Source organism: Gordonia sp. BP-119 (assembly GCF_016924115.1).
Classification (GTDB): domain Bacteria; phylum Actinomycetota; class Actinomycetes; order Mycobacteriales; family Mycobacteriaceae; genus Gordonia; species Gordonia hongkongensis.
Genome location: NZ_JAFFZF010000011.1, coordinates 51,493 through 65,382, shown reverse-complemented (window position 1 = coordinate 65,382; position 13,890 = coordinate 51,493). Strand labels below are relative to the sequence as shown.

The 13,890-nt window shown below is 67.3% G+C and carries 12 protein-coding genes; 5 read left to right on the top strand and 7 right to left on the bottom strand.

The annotated features are described in order from the left end of the window. Positions 1 to 249 precede the first annotated feature (249 nt). A complete protein-coding gene (locus tag JW364_RS09085; protein WP_205333505.1) occupies positions 250 to 1,509 on the bottom strand; it encodes an HNH endonuclease signature motif containing protein in 1,260 nt (419 codons plus the stop codon). A 265-nt stretch (positions 1,510 to 1,774) separates the two neighbouring features. On the opposite strand from JW364_RS09085, the gene JW364_RS09080 reads away from it, so the two are divergent. Further along, a complete protein-coding gene (locus tag JW364_RS09080) occupies positions 1,775 to 1,966 on the top strand; it encodes a hypothetical protein (RefSeq protein WP_083207227.1) in 192 nt (63 codons plus the stop codon). Between the two features lie 508 nt (positions 1,967 to 2,474). Here the strand turns inward: JW364_RS09080 and JW364_RS09075 are convergent. Beyond that, positions 2,475 to 3,449 (bottom strand): 1,4-dihydroxy-2-naphthoyl-CoA synthase, encoded by a 975-nt coding sequence (locus tag JW364_RS09075; protein WP_165630512.1) that lies wholly within the window; start codon positions 3,447 to 3,449, stop codon positions 2,475 to 2,477. 178 nt (positions 3,450 to 3,627) lie between these two features. On the opposite strand from JW364_RS09075, the gene JW364_RS09070 reads away from it, so the two are divergent. Both JW364_RS09070 and JW364_RS09065 read left to right on the top strand, forming a co-directional pair. Then, complete coding sequence (locus tag JW364_RS09070; RefSeq protein WP_240198861.1) at positions 3,628 to 3,861, top strand: hypothetical protein; 234 nt, start codon at positions 3,628 to 3,630, stop codon at positions 3,859 to 3,861. 34 nt (positions 3,862 to 3,895) lie between these two features. Next, entirely contained in the window at positions 3,896 to 4,546 is a 651-nt protein-coding gene (locus JW364_RS09065; protein WP_165630511.1) for a PaaI family thioesterase, read from the top strand. Here JW364_RS09065 and JW364_RS09060 read toward each other — a convergent pair. After that, positions 4,537 to 6,684: an Rv1355c family protein gene (locus tag JW364_RS09060; protein ID WP_165630510.1), complete on the bottom strand. Its 2,148-nt coding sequence runs from the start codon at positions 6,682 to 6,684 to the stop codon at positions 4,537 to 4,539. The two genes, JW364_RS09065 and JW364_RS09060, sit on opposite strands and share 10 nt — an antisense overlap. Before the next feature lie 171 nt (positions 6,685 to 6,855). Here JW364_RS09060 and JW364_RS09055 point away from each other — a divergent pair, with 171 nt between their 5' ends. Beyond that, a complete protein-coding gene (locus tag JW364_RS09055; protein WP_165630509.1) occupies positions 6,856 to 7,614 on the top strand; it encodes a hypothetical protein in 759 nt (252 codons plus the stop codon). Here JW364_RS09055 and JW364_RS09050 read toward each other — a convergent pair. Continuing rightward, positions 7,560 to 8,765: a diguanylate cyclase gene (locus tag JW364_RS09050; RefSeq protein WP_223258822.1), complete on the bottom strand. Its 1,206-nt coding sequence runs from the start codon at positions 8,763 to 8,765 to the stop codon at positions 7,560 to 7,562. The genes JW364_RS09055 and JW364_RS09050 overlap by 55 nt on opposite strands. 461 nt (positions 8,766 to 9,226) lie before the next feature. Here JW364_RS09050 and JW364_RS09045 point away from each other — a divergent pair, with 461 nt between their 5' ends. Then, entirely contained in the window at positions 9,227 to 10,432 is a 1,206-nt protein-coding gene (locus JW364_RS09045; protein WP_205333506.1) for an EAL domain-containing protein, read from the top strand. A gap of 296 nt (positions 10,433 to 10,728) precedes the next feature. On the opposite strand, the gene JW364_RS09040 is transcribed toward JW364_RS09045, so the two are convergent. The 3 genes from JW364_RS09040 to JW364_RS09030 all read right to left on the bottom strand — a co-directional run bounded on the left by JW364_RS09040 (position 10,729) and on the right by JW364_RS09030 (position 13,861). Continuing rightward, complete coding sequence (locus JW364_RS09040; RefSeq protein ID WP_058253341.1) at positions 10,729 to 11,175, bottom strand: Hsp20/alpha crystallin family protein; 447 nt, start codon at positions 11,173 to 11,175, stop codon at positions 10,729 to 10,731. 250 nt (positions 11,176 to 11,425) lie between these two features. Then, positions 11,426 to 12,718, bottom strand: coding sequence for a trans-acting enoyl reductase family protein (locus JW364_RS09035; protein ID WP_058253359.1), 1,293 nt, complete (start codon positions 12,716 to 12,718; stop codon positions 11,426 to 11,428). 57 nt (positions 12,719 to 12,775) lie between these two features. Further along, positions 12,776 to 13,861, bottom strand: coding sequence for an AbrB family transcriptional regulator (locus JW364_RS09030; RefSeq protein WP_068970029.1), 1,086 nt, complete (start codon positions 13,859 to 13,861; stop codon positions 12,776 to 12,778). Positions 13,862 to 13,890 lie beyond the last annotated feature (29 nt).

Here is a 13,890-nt window from a genome sequence, read left to right as displayed (position 1 = left end):
GCAAGCTCGCTCCTCAGGGAGCGGAGGGGGACGCTCGCAACCTGGCTCCTCAGCTCAGGGAGCAGGAGGGAAGCTCGCTCCCAGAGCGGAGTTCTCTGGTGGTCCCGACGGCCCGTACTCGGCCCACGATTCTGGCCGGGTACGGGGCCGACTAGAGCGTCACTGTGGAGTTGTCAAGGGACGGATGCGGTCCCGGGTGTGGCCCGGGTGCGAAAGGGTGCTGCGCGAAAGTGTGTGTCGGAGGGCCGGTCAGGCGGCGTCGTCGAGTCGCATGGTGCGGCGGTTGTAGGCGGGTAGCGGTCGGCGTTGCGGATCGATCGACACGGGCGGTACGAGCCAGGGGTGGCGGTCGAAACCCATCACGATGTCCCAGCCGTGGTGGTGGACCTGTGTGTGGCAGCGCTGGCAGAGCAGGCAGCCGTTGTCGAGGTCGGTGGGACCGCCGTCGGCCCACGACTTGATGTGATGCACCTGCGTATGGGACGGCGGTGCACCACATTTGACGCAGCACGCGTCGCGGACGATGATCGCTTTGCGTAGGTGTGACGGATACAACCGGCGGGTGTGACCCATCTGAAGCGGTACGCCCTCACTATCGAGGATGATCTCCGTGAGCGAGCCGTCGCACGACACCTGTTTGGCGGTGGCATGGCTGACCGATCCGGTCCACGGCAGCGTTGCGAGGTCTCCGGTCGCGGGGATCGTCAGCATCAATTGAGTGCGTGGGGAACCAACGGTATCGAGGGTAGCGCCGATCGCGGCTTGGTCGAGGATCAGTTCGAAGGCGTCGGCGCGGCGTTGCTCGGCGGTGCGTCGATCCTGTGCGCCGTCGGGTTCCGGCCTGGGGCAGGAGCGTTCATCGATCATGGCCTGGAACTTCTCTCCCACGATTTGGGTGAGGTCGGCATGTACTTCGACGCGGCCGTCGTCGGTGGTGTGGGCGTTGACCGCGTTCAGCGATGGGTCGTCGGCGGCCGGTACACCGGAGTCGGCGGTGTCCGCCAGAGTATTGGCGATGGCTCGGCCATGCTTGAGCACTTCTGTCGGTGTTGCGCCGGAGAGTGCTTGCGCGATGAGTTCGAGTTCGTACTGGGCGCGCTCGTCATCGGAAAGGGCTTTGTGACAACGCTTCTCGATCTCGTTGATCCCCCGCACGATGGCATCGACGACCTCGCCGGACAGCCGCCCATCAGCGGCGTGACGCGCCACCACGGGCAGCGTCGGCAGCGCGTCGACACCCCGCATGGTGCGAAGAGCGGCGGCCGGTGCATGTCCTGACTCGATCAGCAGTCTCTTGGTGGTGCTACCGGCCTTCTGGGCGACGCCGAGTTCGTCGAGTTGCGCTGCGTGCAGGGCGATCTGATGATCTGCAAGGTTGCGGATCAGACGCCACGTGTCAAGGGTGTCGAATGTTGCTCTGCCCGTGGGATCGTCGGCGGGTGGGGCGGTCTCGACGAGCTGATCGAGGAGCGTGGTGAGCTCTGGCATGACTCCAAGGTACAGGAACATGGGTTCGATTTCGAGGAGTTTCCACAGGCTCGGAAATCGCGAAACTGACTACTGTGCAGCATGTTTCGTTGATTGTGCCTCGATCGTCGTCAGTAGTCTAATCCTGTCACATACGTACCGTATTCTGTCCCAGAACGGTAGATGTGCTGCTGACCAACGACTGTCGTGTGACCGAATGTCGCGCGTCGTTCTGCTGCAGAAGTATCTGCTTGTCCAGGAAGCGGTCGATTACTACTGAGCACAGGCGCTGCTCGTCGGGTGATTGATGGTGGACGGGCCAGTCACCGAGGTGGCACGGGAACTCAACGTCCACGAGATCGCAAGGTGCCGCCCGACCGAGGCGGCGGGTGAGCGCGCGGAACGGACCAGACTGCGTGCCGAGCTCGCCGAGAAGGGCCGTGATGTCGCGCTACGGAAAGAAATTTCGGCGTACTATGCGGCGCAGCATCATCGGTGAGTCGTTTCGAATTCATCGCCGCGGAGTGCGCCTGCCATCATGTCATGAAAGGCGTTGCGCCTCTCATCATTTCGCGGACTGGATTTCTGCGCGTGCAGGTCGGCAACGCCGCGTCGAGTTGACGCCACGACAGCGGCGGCGCCGCGATCTGGAAGTGTCTGGCGCACTGGCAGGCCACGCGACGCACCTACGGTTCACCGCGTACTACTGCCGCACGCCGAGGCGGGTGTGGTCTCTCAGCTCGATTCGGCGGCGTCGTTCGCACCGGACCTGGTTTGGCCGCCGGTTCGATCAGGGCGGTGTCAATATCGTCCGGAATCGCCTGCGAGTGGCCAACTCACGACTCCGGTCGAGAACCCGGAGGAGCGTGAGCTGCGTTGTCGACGGGGTCGAACCCGCTGAAGAATGATCGCCCACATCCAACGTCGATCTACGTCAGACGAGCGACGCTGGTCGTCACCCGCCCTCAATGAATGCTCTGTGCGTTCGACACTCTCGGGCACCCGGCTCAGTAGTAGTACGGGTAATCGTCCCAGCGCGGGTCGCGCTTCTCGAGGAACGCGTCACGTCCTTCGACGGCTTCGTCGGTCATGTACGCCAGGCGGGTCGCCTCACCGGCGAACACCTGCTGACCCATGAGGCCGTCGTCGGTGAGGTTGAACGCGAACTTCAGCATGCGCTGGGCCGTCGGCGACTTGCTGTTGATCCGGCGCGCCCAGTCGATGGCGGTGGCCTCCAGCTCGGCGTGCGGGGCGACGCGGTTGACCGCGCCCATCCGGTGCATGGTCTCGGCGTCGTAGGCCTCCCCGAGGAAGAAGATCTCGCGCGCGAACTTCTGCCCGACCTGCTTGGCGAGGTAGGCGCTCCCGTACCCGGCGTCGAAGGAACCCACATCGGCGTCGGTCTGCTTGAACCGGGCGTGCTCGGCCGAGGCGAGGGTCAGGTCGCACACGACGTGCAGCGAATGCCCGCCGCCGGCCGCCCAGCCGTTGACGACCGCGATCACGACCTTGGGCATCGTCCGGATCAGGCGCTGGACCTCCAGGATGTGCAACCGCCCGCCCTCGGCCTTCACCCGCGCCGCGTCGACCGTCTCGGCGCCGGCCGCCGCGACGTCGTCGTCGTGTGTCGTGGCGTACTGATAACCGCTACGCCCGCGGATGCGCTGATCGCCGCCGCTGCAGAACGCCCATCCGCCGTCCTTGGGGCTCGGGCCGTTGCCGGTCAGCAGGATCGTGCCGACGTCGGGCGACCGCCGCGCATGGTCGAGGACCCGGTACAGCTCGTCGACCGTGTGCGGGCGGAAGGCGTTGCGGACCTCGGGACGGTCGAATGCGACGCGCACGATCCCGTACTCGCGGCCCTCGCCGACGTGGCGGTGATAGGTGATGTCGGTCAGGTCGTCGAAGCCGGGCACCACCGCCCACGATGCCGGGTCGAAGGGTTGGCCGGAGGGTCCCTGGGTGTCGGGCGTCGCACTCATGGGGTCAGCCTATCGACGCGGCGACCGGGCGCTTCGCACGCCTGCAAGCGGCGGATTGGTCGGAAGAGGTCACGAAGTCGTGACGGGTTCGACGCGGATTGCATTCAACCATTGGATGCCGGCCGGTCTTCGGCTCGAACATCACCGAAATCTCAGTTTCGGATGCTTAGCTGTCCGTATGGCTGTATGGGGGTGGATTCTGATCCTCGGGGGCGCGTGGTGTGTCGTGTCCGCGGCGGTCGCGGTGATCGTCGGGAGGGCGGTCCGGATCCGAGACGAGAAGGAACGCGGTCCGCGTGGCGTGCCGGACTACATACCCGAGTCCACACGCCGGCTGGCCCGGGGCGGGGTGTGTGTGGATCTCGCCGACCGTCGTCGCACGGAGGGGATAACCGACACCGACACCGACTAGGGCGCGGCACCGCCGCCTCTTATACGGTTGGCCGGTGAGTGAAGCGAACGATCGCGCCGTCGAGACCGTCGACGAGGACCCGCACGAGGGTGGTTTCCGGGCTCATGCGGCCATCACCACCGACCGCGGCGGACCCCGCTACGGCGAGTTCAGTGAGCAGGTCCGCCTGCTGATGGACAACGCCCGCTACGCCTGCCCCGACGACGAGCTAGTCGACGAACTCATCGAATCATTGAAAGCGCTCAACGACCGGCTCGCCGATTCCCGGATCGACGAGTGGCACTCGCCGGCGGGGACCCGCATCGACCTCCCGTCGCGCGGCAACATCACCCTGCCGCCGTATGTGGTCACCGAGGTGAACGACAACGGGGTCGTCGCCGAACTGACGTTCCGCGATTTCCACCTCGGCGGGAACAACGCCGCGCACGGCGGTCATGTCGCGGTCGCCTTCGACGACGTGGGCGGCTTCGCGTCGGCGGTCGCGATCCAGCATGTCAGCCGGACCGCGTACCTGACCGTGCAATACCGGTCGATCACACCGCTGAACACGCCGCTGCGAATCCACGCCTGGGCGGACCGGATCGAGGGGCGCAAGGTCTTCATCAAGGGCACCCTGTACGACGGCGACCGCCTCTGTGCGGAGATGGATGCCCTGTTCATCAAGCTCAACCCCGGTCAGGCCTGACCAGCACTCGTCGGCGGGCGCACGGGTAGCCGACGGCTCACCTCCACCGGCGCATCCGTGCGCGACAGGCGCAGCACGATGGTCGGCGCCTCGCCGGCATCGAGGGGCCACGTCTCGAGCATCTCGTCGCGCAGGGCGGCCAGTTCGTCGCCGTGATTGCTCGACAGCGTTCGCGCGGTCGCGTCGTCCCCGGCGTAGAGGAACGTCGGTGTCATGGGGTGAACCGCGAAGCCGAGACGCTCGGCGGCCACCCACAGCTGCTGCGCGACGATCCCACCGCGGAGGTAATCGGCGGGGGTCGTGCCCTGCTGCACCAAGACCAGGATCGCCGACGACGAGGCGGCCCGGGCGCCGGCATCGGCACCGAGCGCGGCACCGCCACCCCATTCGTCGAGCAACGCCATGACATCGGCACGCCGCAACACGTCGAGCATCCCCGCCATTGCCGGCGGTAGGTCGAGCGAGGCGACGTCGATGCCCTCGGCGGCGGCCGGATCGGTGGTGAGCTCGGCGAACATCTCCCGGTGCAGTTCGGGCGTCAGGAACCGGGCGCGATCCGATCGGGCGATGATCGAGGCATATCGGTCGATGTCCGCGCGGTCGTCGAGCGCCACCAACCGGGTCCGATCACTCGTGGCGGCATCGTGCAGTCGGACGAGATCGGAGGCCGACAGCGGTGATCCGTCCCCGACTCCACGTCGCGTGCCGCGGGCGAGCAACGCGTCGAGTTCGGTCTCCGCGTCCGCAGAGCGCGACCCGGTGTCGATGCCCTTGAGGCGTGCCCGGCCGGCCAGCGTGTCGGCCGCGTCGACGATCTCGATGTCGTCGAGCACCCCGCGCGCGACGGCCGCGACCTGCGCGTTGTACAGGGCGGCGCCGACCGCCACCGCAGATGCCCGGTGCTCGACGTCGAGGGTCGAGGTGCGGGTGCGGTCCAGGACGATCGTGACGGCGTCGTCGTCGGCAATGATCTGCCAGGGCTGCTGGTTCCCGGCGGACGGCGCCCGGCTCGCGGCGTACACGACGAGTTCGCGATCGGTCATCGCCTCGACGGCGGGCTGCACCTGCGGACGGATCGGTTCGGCGTCGGCCGGTGGTTGTGCTACGGGTATGGAGCCATGGGTGTCGATCGGGTCCTCGAGGCCGTCCAGCCACGCGTCCCGGTCGAATCGGACGCGCCCGGACGACAGGGACTTGCCCTGGACGAGGCGGCGGACGGCCGCGGCCACCGTGGCGCCGCCCAGGAGGACGTCGCCGCCGAGCTGCGGCCAGGCGGTGACCGTGTGCCCGAGCTCGATGGCCGACGCCGCCATCGGCGCGGTCACCTTCGTCGGCTCGAGTACCCGGACGGCGAGCGGGGTAAGCGACGCGCGGTCGAGTCCGACGAGATCTTCGATCCGCAGGTCGCCGGCCAGGCCGTGGAAAAGAGGCCGATCCGGTTCGAGGTCGAATCTCTCGACATCGAGGGTTCCGCCGTCGCTCGTCTCCATGAGGACCGGAATTCCTCGCTCGCGACATTTCTGGCGCACGAGGACCTTTACATCGAAAGAATCACATTCTTCGACGACGAGATCCAGGCCGTCGAGGAATTCATCGATGTTCTCGATTGTTATGCCGTCCACATGTACGACGGTGGTGAGATAGGGGTCGATCTCGGAAATGCGTCGAGCGGCGATCACGGCCTTGTTGTCGTGAATATCCATGAGGGTCGCCGGAATTCGATTCATATTCGTGAGTTCGAGATCGTCGAAATCGGCAAGGCGTAATTCGCCGGTAAGGCCTTCGAGTGCGAGCGTGAGTGATATCGCGTGTCCCACACTCAAACCGACGACACCGATCCGGAGCTCGCCCGCAGCGTCTTGCTGCGACGCGGTCAGTTTGTGCCGGTTGCGGTCGAGCCGGAGGCGTCGGAACGTGCTCGGACCGGGGATCTTGACGAGGGCGTTACGCCAGGGAAAGTGCGCGTAACGAGGTGTCTCGTCCCGGAGAGCGGGCTCGGCGGGCGGGAGGAGTTCATCGAGCGCGCGGGCGGCGCCGGCCGTGATGTCGGACACAGTGAGGGACGGCTCCGCGGTCAACGCGGCGGGTAGTTCGTCCGGGAAGTAGAGGGTGGCGGCGGCATCCGGCGGCGTGTGCATAAGCCCATGGTGTCGCACGGGATTGCACGACGCCAACCGTCAAAGCGACGGTCGGGCACAAAGAACTGCGCTTGTGGGAGTGCATAAATGTGGCCTTGTGGCAGCATTACACGCGGGGTCGGGGGAGATCTCGTTCTCTAAATTTACTAATTCCTGGAAGGCAATACTGCGATGAATAAGATGTCAGTCACCAATGATCAGGTTCGCACCGGGATGTTGCGATCGATCGCACCCGAAACCGGGGCGGAGTACTCGGTGGTCGTGGCGAGCCCGCGGTCGGAGCCCGAACTGTGGCGTGAGTACCTCGCCGGCGCGGACGCGTCGTACCACCGCCACGGGTGCGCGGCCGCACTCGAGTACGACGAGGTCGCCGGCGGCGAGGGCACCTCGATGTTCTTCGCGGTGCTCGACAGCGAGGGCAAGGTTGTCGGCGGACTACGGGTCCAACCCCGGTTGGAGGCGGCTGCGCAGTCGCACGCGCTGGTCGAATGGGCGGGTCAGCCCGGTCAGGTGCAGCTCGTCAACGCCATCGAAGAACGCCTGCACGACGGCATCGTCGAGGTCAAGACGGCCTGGGTGGACGAGCAATCGGCGATCGCGGGGTCGGTGGCCGGTCAGTTGTCGCGGTTGGGGCTGGTCATCATGGAGATGTCCGGGGTCGAGGCCATGATGGCGACCGCGGCCGACCACGTTCTGCGCCGTTGGCAGTCCGGTGGTGGACGCCTCGACGAGTCGGTGTCCGCGACGCCGTTCCCCGACGACCGGTACCGCACCCGGCTCATGTGGTGGGACCGCGCCCGGCTCGACACCCTCACCAGCCCGGAGACCTGGCGTCGGATGCGCCGGGAGGCCGACGCACTCCAGGCCGCGACGACTCAGCGCCCGCTGGTCCGGCTGTCGATGTCGACGAAGTCGGCCGGGCGTCGGTAGAAGACCTCGTACAGGCTCGCCGACGGCGGAGACACCGTCCGCTCGGCGTCGGCGGCATGTGCGCTCGGCGCGCCGTCGTTCCAGGTCACTGCGTCGATGGATTTGATGACCGTGGTGTCCCGGCCGTTCTCCTTGGCCTGATACACGCAGGCGTCGGCCTGGCCCAGGAGGTTGCCGATCACGTCGTCGGTCGAATAGGCGGTGTCGAAACGGCCGGAGACCAGCGGGTCGCCGGCGACGCGCAGCGGCGCGCAGACGCCGCCGACGCTGATGGTGACCGGCGCTGCCGCGGCGACGGCGGCCCGTAGGCGTTCGGCGCTGAGCCACAGTTCGTCCGCGTCGTGGACGACGTGGAACATGAGGAACTCCTCGCCGCCGTAGCGGCACACCTCCGAACCCACGGGGGCGTGCTCGCGGATCGCGGCCGATGCCGCCAGCAGCACGCCGTCACCGGCGAGGTGGCCGTACTGGTCGTTGATCTTCTTGAAATGGTCGACGTCGAGCAGCAGGATGCCGATCCAACCGGTGGACGACCGTGCGGCCGAGAGGAGCTGCGATGCGCGGATCAGGAAGCCGCGCCGGTTCAGCAGGCCGGTCAGCGGGTCGATCCCGACCAGGCGGGTCTGCTGATCGAGCACGGCCTCCATCGACTTGCGCAACGCGACGACCAGGAAGACCGGCACCACGATCAGGCCGAGCATCGCGCCGAAGCTGATCAGGTACTCCGGCAGCGAGGGCGTCGTCACCGCGAGGACGGTTGCCGCACAGACGACCGCCAGCGCCAGATGGGACAGGATGAGTCGGGTGGTCGCCGAGATCGCGCCGATCGCCGGGATGACCGCGACGATGGCGAGGACGAGCGTCGACGATCGTGGCGAGGCCAGGATCATCGAGGTGCCGCAGATGCCCACGATCCCCAACCCGCCCAGGAACGCGAACTCGAGGTCGGTCAGCCGGGCGCGGATGGCCGTCACCGCGAAGACGACCGCGATGAACGACCAGATGGTGAGCAGGATGGGCATGCCGCCCGGGTACAGCGTCTCGGGCGCGAGCACGCTGATGACCGGCAGCGGGATGACACCGCCGGTGCTGATCAGTGTCGCCATCGACCGGGCGTCGTAGCGCCGGAGCACCCTCCTGATCAACGACATCTACCACGACCGCTTTCCGTCGGCGGCTGTGGGGACAGCCGCTTGTTCGCCGAGATTCGCATTAATGCCACTGCGACTGCATTGGCGGAAACCGCGTAATCTTTCGTGTCCTACGCATAGGCAATGAAAGCACCTTACCAGCAGTTTTGCCGCACCTCGCGGAATCGTTAGCAGCGCTGCCGAGAATAGTGGCGAATCGCCGGCCGCGTCGGTCTCAGATTTTGTGAACATCTGTCAAAAGAAATCGATGTCTCGACCCGGGCCCACGAAAATTGCACACGGTTTCGTCGAACCGTCGCGGCGGGCATTTGTGAGAACGGTCATGACGGCCGGCCCTGGTCCGCCAGCGGTGGCGCCTCGTCCTTCTTCCCGGAAGCGGACCGGCTGAGTAGTATCTCCGCGATAGAGAACTGCGACGCTCCCGGCGTCGCCCTGGGGGGATCGGACCAGCGGATGACGTCGTGTTGACGTTCGGCACCTCGGTGATCGCGGTGTCGGTCGACCCGTACCACCGAGCCGTGGTCGCCTATGGCTACGAGACGTCGGCCGCGGCCGCCGAGCGCTTCATCGAACAGGTGCTGATGCCCATCAGTCCGCGGGCGCGTTTCCAGCGGCGATCGGACTTCTACTGGCTCATCCACCTTCCGTGGACCGGCGCCGGTGACGACGAGAGCGGACGCAACGCACTGATCGAGGCGGCCCGTACCAAACTCGGTGCGCACACCGTGAGCGACGGGGAACGCAGCTGGTTCCTCGACGTGTGCATGGGCGTCGCGGTCTGCGACGTGCACCTCGCCGCCGAGTCCGAGGACGATCTGGTCCGCCACGCCGACGCCGCTCTGTGCATCGCGCTGAGCAGCCGCACCGCCGTCGCATTCGCTTCGCCGACGATGCAGCGCCACATCCGGGCGGAGGTCGACCTCGCGGGGTGGCTCACCAGATCGGTCGAGCGTGACTTCTCCGTCTTCTATCAGCCGATCGTCGCGGTACCCGACCGGCGGGTCGTCGGTTACGAGTCGCTGCTCCGGTGGCACACCGAGTCCGGGGTGCTGGCCCCGGACGCGTTCCTGTCTGTGGCCGAGGGGATCTCGCTGCTCGCCCCCATCGGACGGCATGCCATCGGCGAGGCCATCCGGGACCTGTCGGGGGCGATCACCCGGAACGTCGGGGCGAGCACGTTCGTCTCCCTCAACCTGTCCGGGCAGCAGTTGTGGGACGACGGGCTCGTCTCGTACGTCCACGGCCTGATCGACGGTCACGGTGTCGAGCCGTCGAGGGTCTGGGTCGAGGTGCGGGAGGACCAGGCGATCCGGGTCGACACCTCCGCGTCGCGAGCGATCAACGCGCTCCACGACCTCGGGTGCACGATCTGCATCGACGACCTCGGGGCCGGCTTCTCGGCCCTGCGCTACGTCCGCGATCTCCCGGTCGACGTCCTGAAGGTCGATCGGACGCTCATCGCGCAACTGGCCGACAGCTCGCCCGACCGCGCCGTGGTCCGCGCGATCGGTGAGATGGCCGCCGCCACCGGGGTGAAGATGGTCGCCGAGGGTATCGAATCCGAGGCGGTGCTCCCGATGCTCGAGGAGTTCGGGTTCGACTACGCCCAGGGCTTCCTGTTCGGCCGCCCGGCGCCGCTGGTCGAACTGTTCGGGTCTGACCGGTAGCGAAGGCTAGGTGCCCGATTTCGTTGTGGCGCAGCGTATTGCTCCCTGGGGTGCGAAGCGTGGCCGATCCTGCTCCCTGAGGTGCGAGCGAAGCGAGCCTCGAAGGGCGTGGTGAACATTTCTTGCCAGGCCCTTCGAGGCTCGTCGCTATCGCTCCTCGCACCTCAGGGAGCGAAACGCTGTCGCTATCGCTCCTCGCACCTCAGGGAGCGAAAGGCTGTCGCTATCGCTCCTCGCACCTCAGGGATCAGGGATTACAGCTCCTCCGAATGGGAGAGAGGTTGTGCTGCAGCGGCTCATGTGACCGTACTGGTCTCGATCGCCTGTGGTCGGCCGGCCGACTCCACCTCGATCCGCCGCGGCTTGGCCTTCTCGGCGACCGGGATGGTCACGGTGAGAACGCCGTTGTCGTAGCGCGCAGAGATGGCCGCGCTGTCGATGGCGTCGCCGAGAGTCAGTTGGCGGCGGTAGGTTCCGGAGAATCGTTCGCTCGTCAGCCACTGCACGCCCTCGTCGGACGGCGTGCTCCGCTGGGCGGAGAGGGTGAGGACCCCGTTGTCGACGCTGACGTCGATGGAACCGGGATCGGCGCCGGGCAGATCGGCGATGAGCAGGTAGTGGTCCTCGACCTTGTACAGGTCCAGGGGCATGAAGCGGGGAGTGCGGGCAGTTCCGGCCGCTGAACCGGTCATCATGCCTCGGGTCCAGGCATCCATGTCGGAAAAGGGATCGAAACGAAGCACAGCAGTTCACCTCCTGATTCTCAAGGCTGCTCGCCACCCGTTAGACGAGCAGTTCATCGCTGTACTGCCAACGAAGATAGCACCGGATCCGGCACTCGTCTAGCACTCTGGAGGTGAGAGTGCCAGATTTTTCCGGGGCCCGAAGACGACGCCGCCCGACCGCGAGTTCGACTGTGCCGGAGTGGGTCCGGTCTGCGCCGGCGTGGCTGCCGGAGGGTCGAACGACGCGATCGGGCGGGGTCGGGTCAGGTCAGTCGGTGAGCTCGGTGGCGTCGATGCTGAACCCGGCGTTGCGGAGACGGTCGATGAGAGCGTCGCCCATCGCCACGGCAGTCGTCAGCACTCCGGCCCGCTTGGGCAGGTGGTCGCGGTCGAGGGCCAGTGCCAGCGCGCTCTCGGCGAGCATCACTGCGGTGGCCTTGTAACCGGGATCGCCCTGGGCGCGCATCCGGGCCTTGTAGCGTCGTCCGGTGGTGGTCCGCGTGAACGTGTCGACCACGAAATAACCGTTCTCGCGGGCCTTTTCGCTGGGTCCGTCACCGGGCTTCGGCAACACGCGGTCGAGGACACGTCGCGTGGGGCCGAAACTCATCGCTCCCATGAACGCGCCGGTACCGACCGCGACGGCGCCGGCGATCAGGGTCGACACCGCGGGGACGCCGCCGACGCTCATCGTCTCAGCGTAGTGGAAGTCCTTGCCGTAAGCGTTGTCCAGCAACGCATTCGAGCGCCGCACGATCCGGGTGTTGTGGGCGGCCATGAAGAAGGGCGCGAGGGTGCCGCGCAGCGACGGATCGACCTTCTTGGCGTTGATGATGGACAGGTCGCTCGGTTCATCGGACAAGCTGACCCGTGGGACCTCGCCGGGGCCGCCCGAGAGGGCCTGCGGGTTGAGCATGAGCCGCCGGGACTGGGCGTTGCGGGCCTCCTCGGCGATGACCCGCATCGAGTCGATCGTTCCGCCGGAGATCCCGCCGCGGAACGACGCGACGACGAGGGTCGTGTCGGTCATCTCGCCGGCGGCGTCGTCGGAGACCTTTCGATGCAGCGCGTAGGTGGTGATGTCGGAGGGCACGGAGTCGAAGCCGCAGGAGGGCACGATGCGTGCCCCCGAGGCGGCGGCGACGTCGTGGACCTTGTCGATCGCGTATCGCACGAACGGCACCTCGCCGGTGAGGTCGACGTAGTCGGTGCCGGCGGTGGCCGCCGCCACGATGAGGGCCTCGCCGTACTTGAGGTAGGGGCCGACGGTGGTGCAGACGACCTGGGTGCGCGCGACCATCGCGTCGAGCGCCGCGGGTGATTCCGCGTCGGCGATGATCAGCGGCCAGTCGTGTGCGCGCAACGGCAGCCGCTTGCGGGCGTCGGTCAGCTTCGACTCGTTGCGGCCCGCCAGCGCGATCTTCGTACCGATCGGCGCGTGGTCGGCCAGATACCGTGCCGTGAGTTCGCCGACGAAGCCGCTGGCGCCGTAGACCACGACGTCGAATTCGCGGCCGTGGGAGGTGGATGATGTCGTGTCGGTGTTCGATTCCCCGCTCATCTTCCCGACCTTACGTGGGACCGGGGTCACACGTAACCGTCGAGTCGGGCGAGACGGTCACGACGCCCGCCGAGCGGCGAGGCGCGCGGCGAAGGGCGCCACGAACAGCATGAGCAGGACGCGCAGGATCTGGGCGGCCACGACGAACGCGACGTTCCCGCCCGCCCCGGTGGCCGCGGCGAGGACGGCGTAGATCCCGCCCGGAGTGGTCGCGAGATAGCAGTCGAACATCGACTCGCCGGTCCACGCGGACAGCACGACCCCCAGCAGGGCGCAGCCGGCGCCGATGACGAGGATCAACACCAGCGCCAGCGGCAGGACACGGCCGATCGCACGCAACCGCGGCATCGTGAATCCGAGGCCCGCCTGCCAGCCGATCACCGCGTAGGCGACCGCGAGCAGTGCGGGGGACACCTCGGCGGAACCGGCGATCCCGGTCAGTTCGGCCGCGGTGGCCAGCGCCAGCGGACCCAGCAGACCGGCTGCGGGCATGCGCAGCAACCGGCCGAGCGGAATCCCGACGCCCAGGCACACCGCCAGCAGTAGCAGTCCCCAGCCCTGATTCTGCAGCGTTTCCGCCGACCAGGCGTCGGATCCCGGTGCGACGGCTCCGTTTTCGGCACCGAACACGAGCGAGGCGACCACCGGGATGGTGACGGTGACCAGCGCGACGCGCAGGTACTGGATGACCGCAACCATCCGTTCGTCGCCGCCGAACTCGCGGGTCAGCGCCACCAGCCCGGACGCGCCGCCCGCGACGAGCGCGAGCGAGCCGGTCAGGGAGTCGACGTCTCGGTGCAGCCCGAGCAGGGCGCCGCAGGCGATCGAGATGACCAGTGTCCCCAGGCCGATGACGAGCACCGGGAACCACGACGACCCGAGTCCGCCGACGGTCTCGGGCTCGGCCATTGTGCCGATGAAGACGCCGAGGACACCCTGCGACGCCACGAACGCCCATCGCGGGACGATCGGGTCGTCGGATTCGTCGGCGTCGGTGTTCGTCCGGCCGGGCGCGCGGCCGGCGATCGCGAGAGCACCCGCGACCACGAGCCCCGCGAACAGGGCGGCGGCGTCGACCTCGAGGAGCTCCAGAACGAGCGTCGCGACCGCGGTGAGGAGAATCAGCACTGTCCAGCGACGCACTGGCTCCACAGTAGGCCCGCCGCCGGGAG

Excerpts from the sequence above, each read along its gene's own strand:
- JW364_RS09085 (WP_205333505.1), bottom strand. The coding sequence starts at position 1,509 with ATGTTCCTGTACCTTGGAGTCATGCCAGAGCTCACCACGCTCCTCGAT.
- JW364_RS09080 (WP_083207227.1), top strand. The coding sequence starts at position 1,775 with ATGGTGGACGGGCCAGTCACCGAGGTGGCACGGGAACTCAACGTCCAC.
- JW364_RS09075 (WP_165630512.1), bottom strand. The coding sequence starts at position 3,449 with ATGAGTGCGACGCCCGACACCCAGGGACCCTCCGGCCAACCCTTCGAC.
- JW364_RS09070 (WP_240198861.1), top strand. The coding sequence starts at position 3,628 with ATGGCTGTATGGGGGTGGATTCTGATCCTCGGGGGCGCGTGGTGTGTC.
- JW364_RS09060 (WP_165630510.1), bottom strand. The coding sequence starts at position 6,684 with ATGCACACGCCGCCGGATGCCGCCGCCACCCTCTACTTCCCGGACGAA.
- JW364_RS09055 (WP_165630509.1), top strand. The coding sequence starts at position 6,856 with ATGAATAAGATGTCAGTCACCAATGATCAGGTTCGCACCGGGATGTTG.
- JW364_RS09050 (WP_223258822.1), bottom strand. The coding sequence starts at position 8,765 with ATGTCGTTGATCAGGAGGGTGCTCCGGCGCTACGACGCCCGGTCGATG.
- JW364_RS09035 (WP_058253359.1), bottom strand. The coding sequence starts at position 12,718 with ATGAGCGGGGAATCGAACACCGACACGACATCATCCACCTCCCACGGC.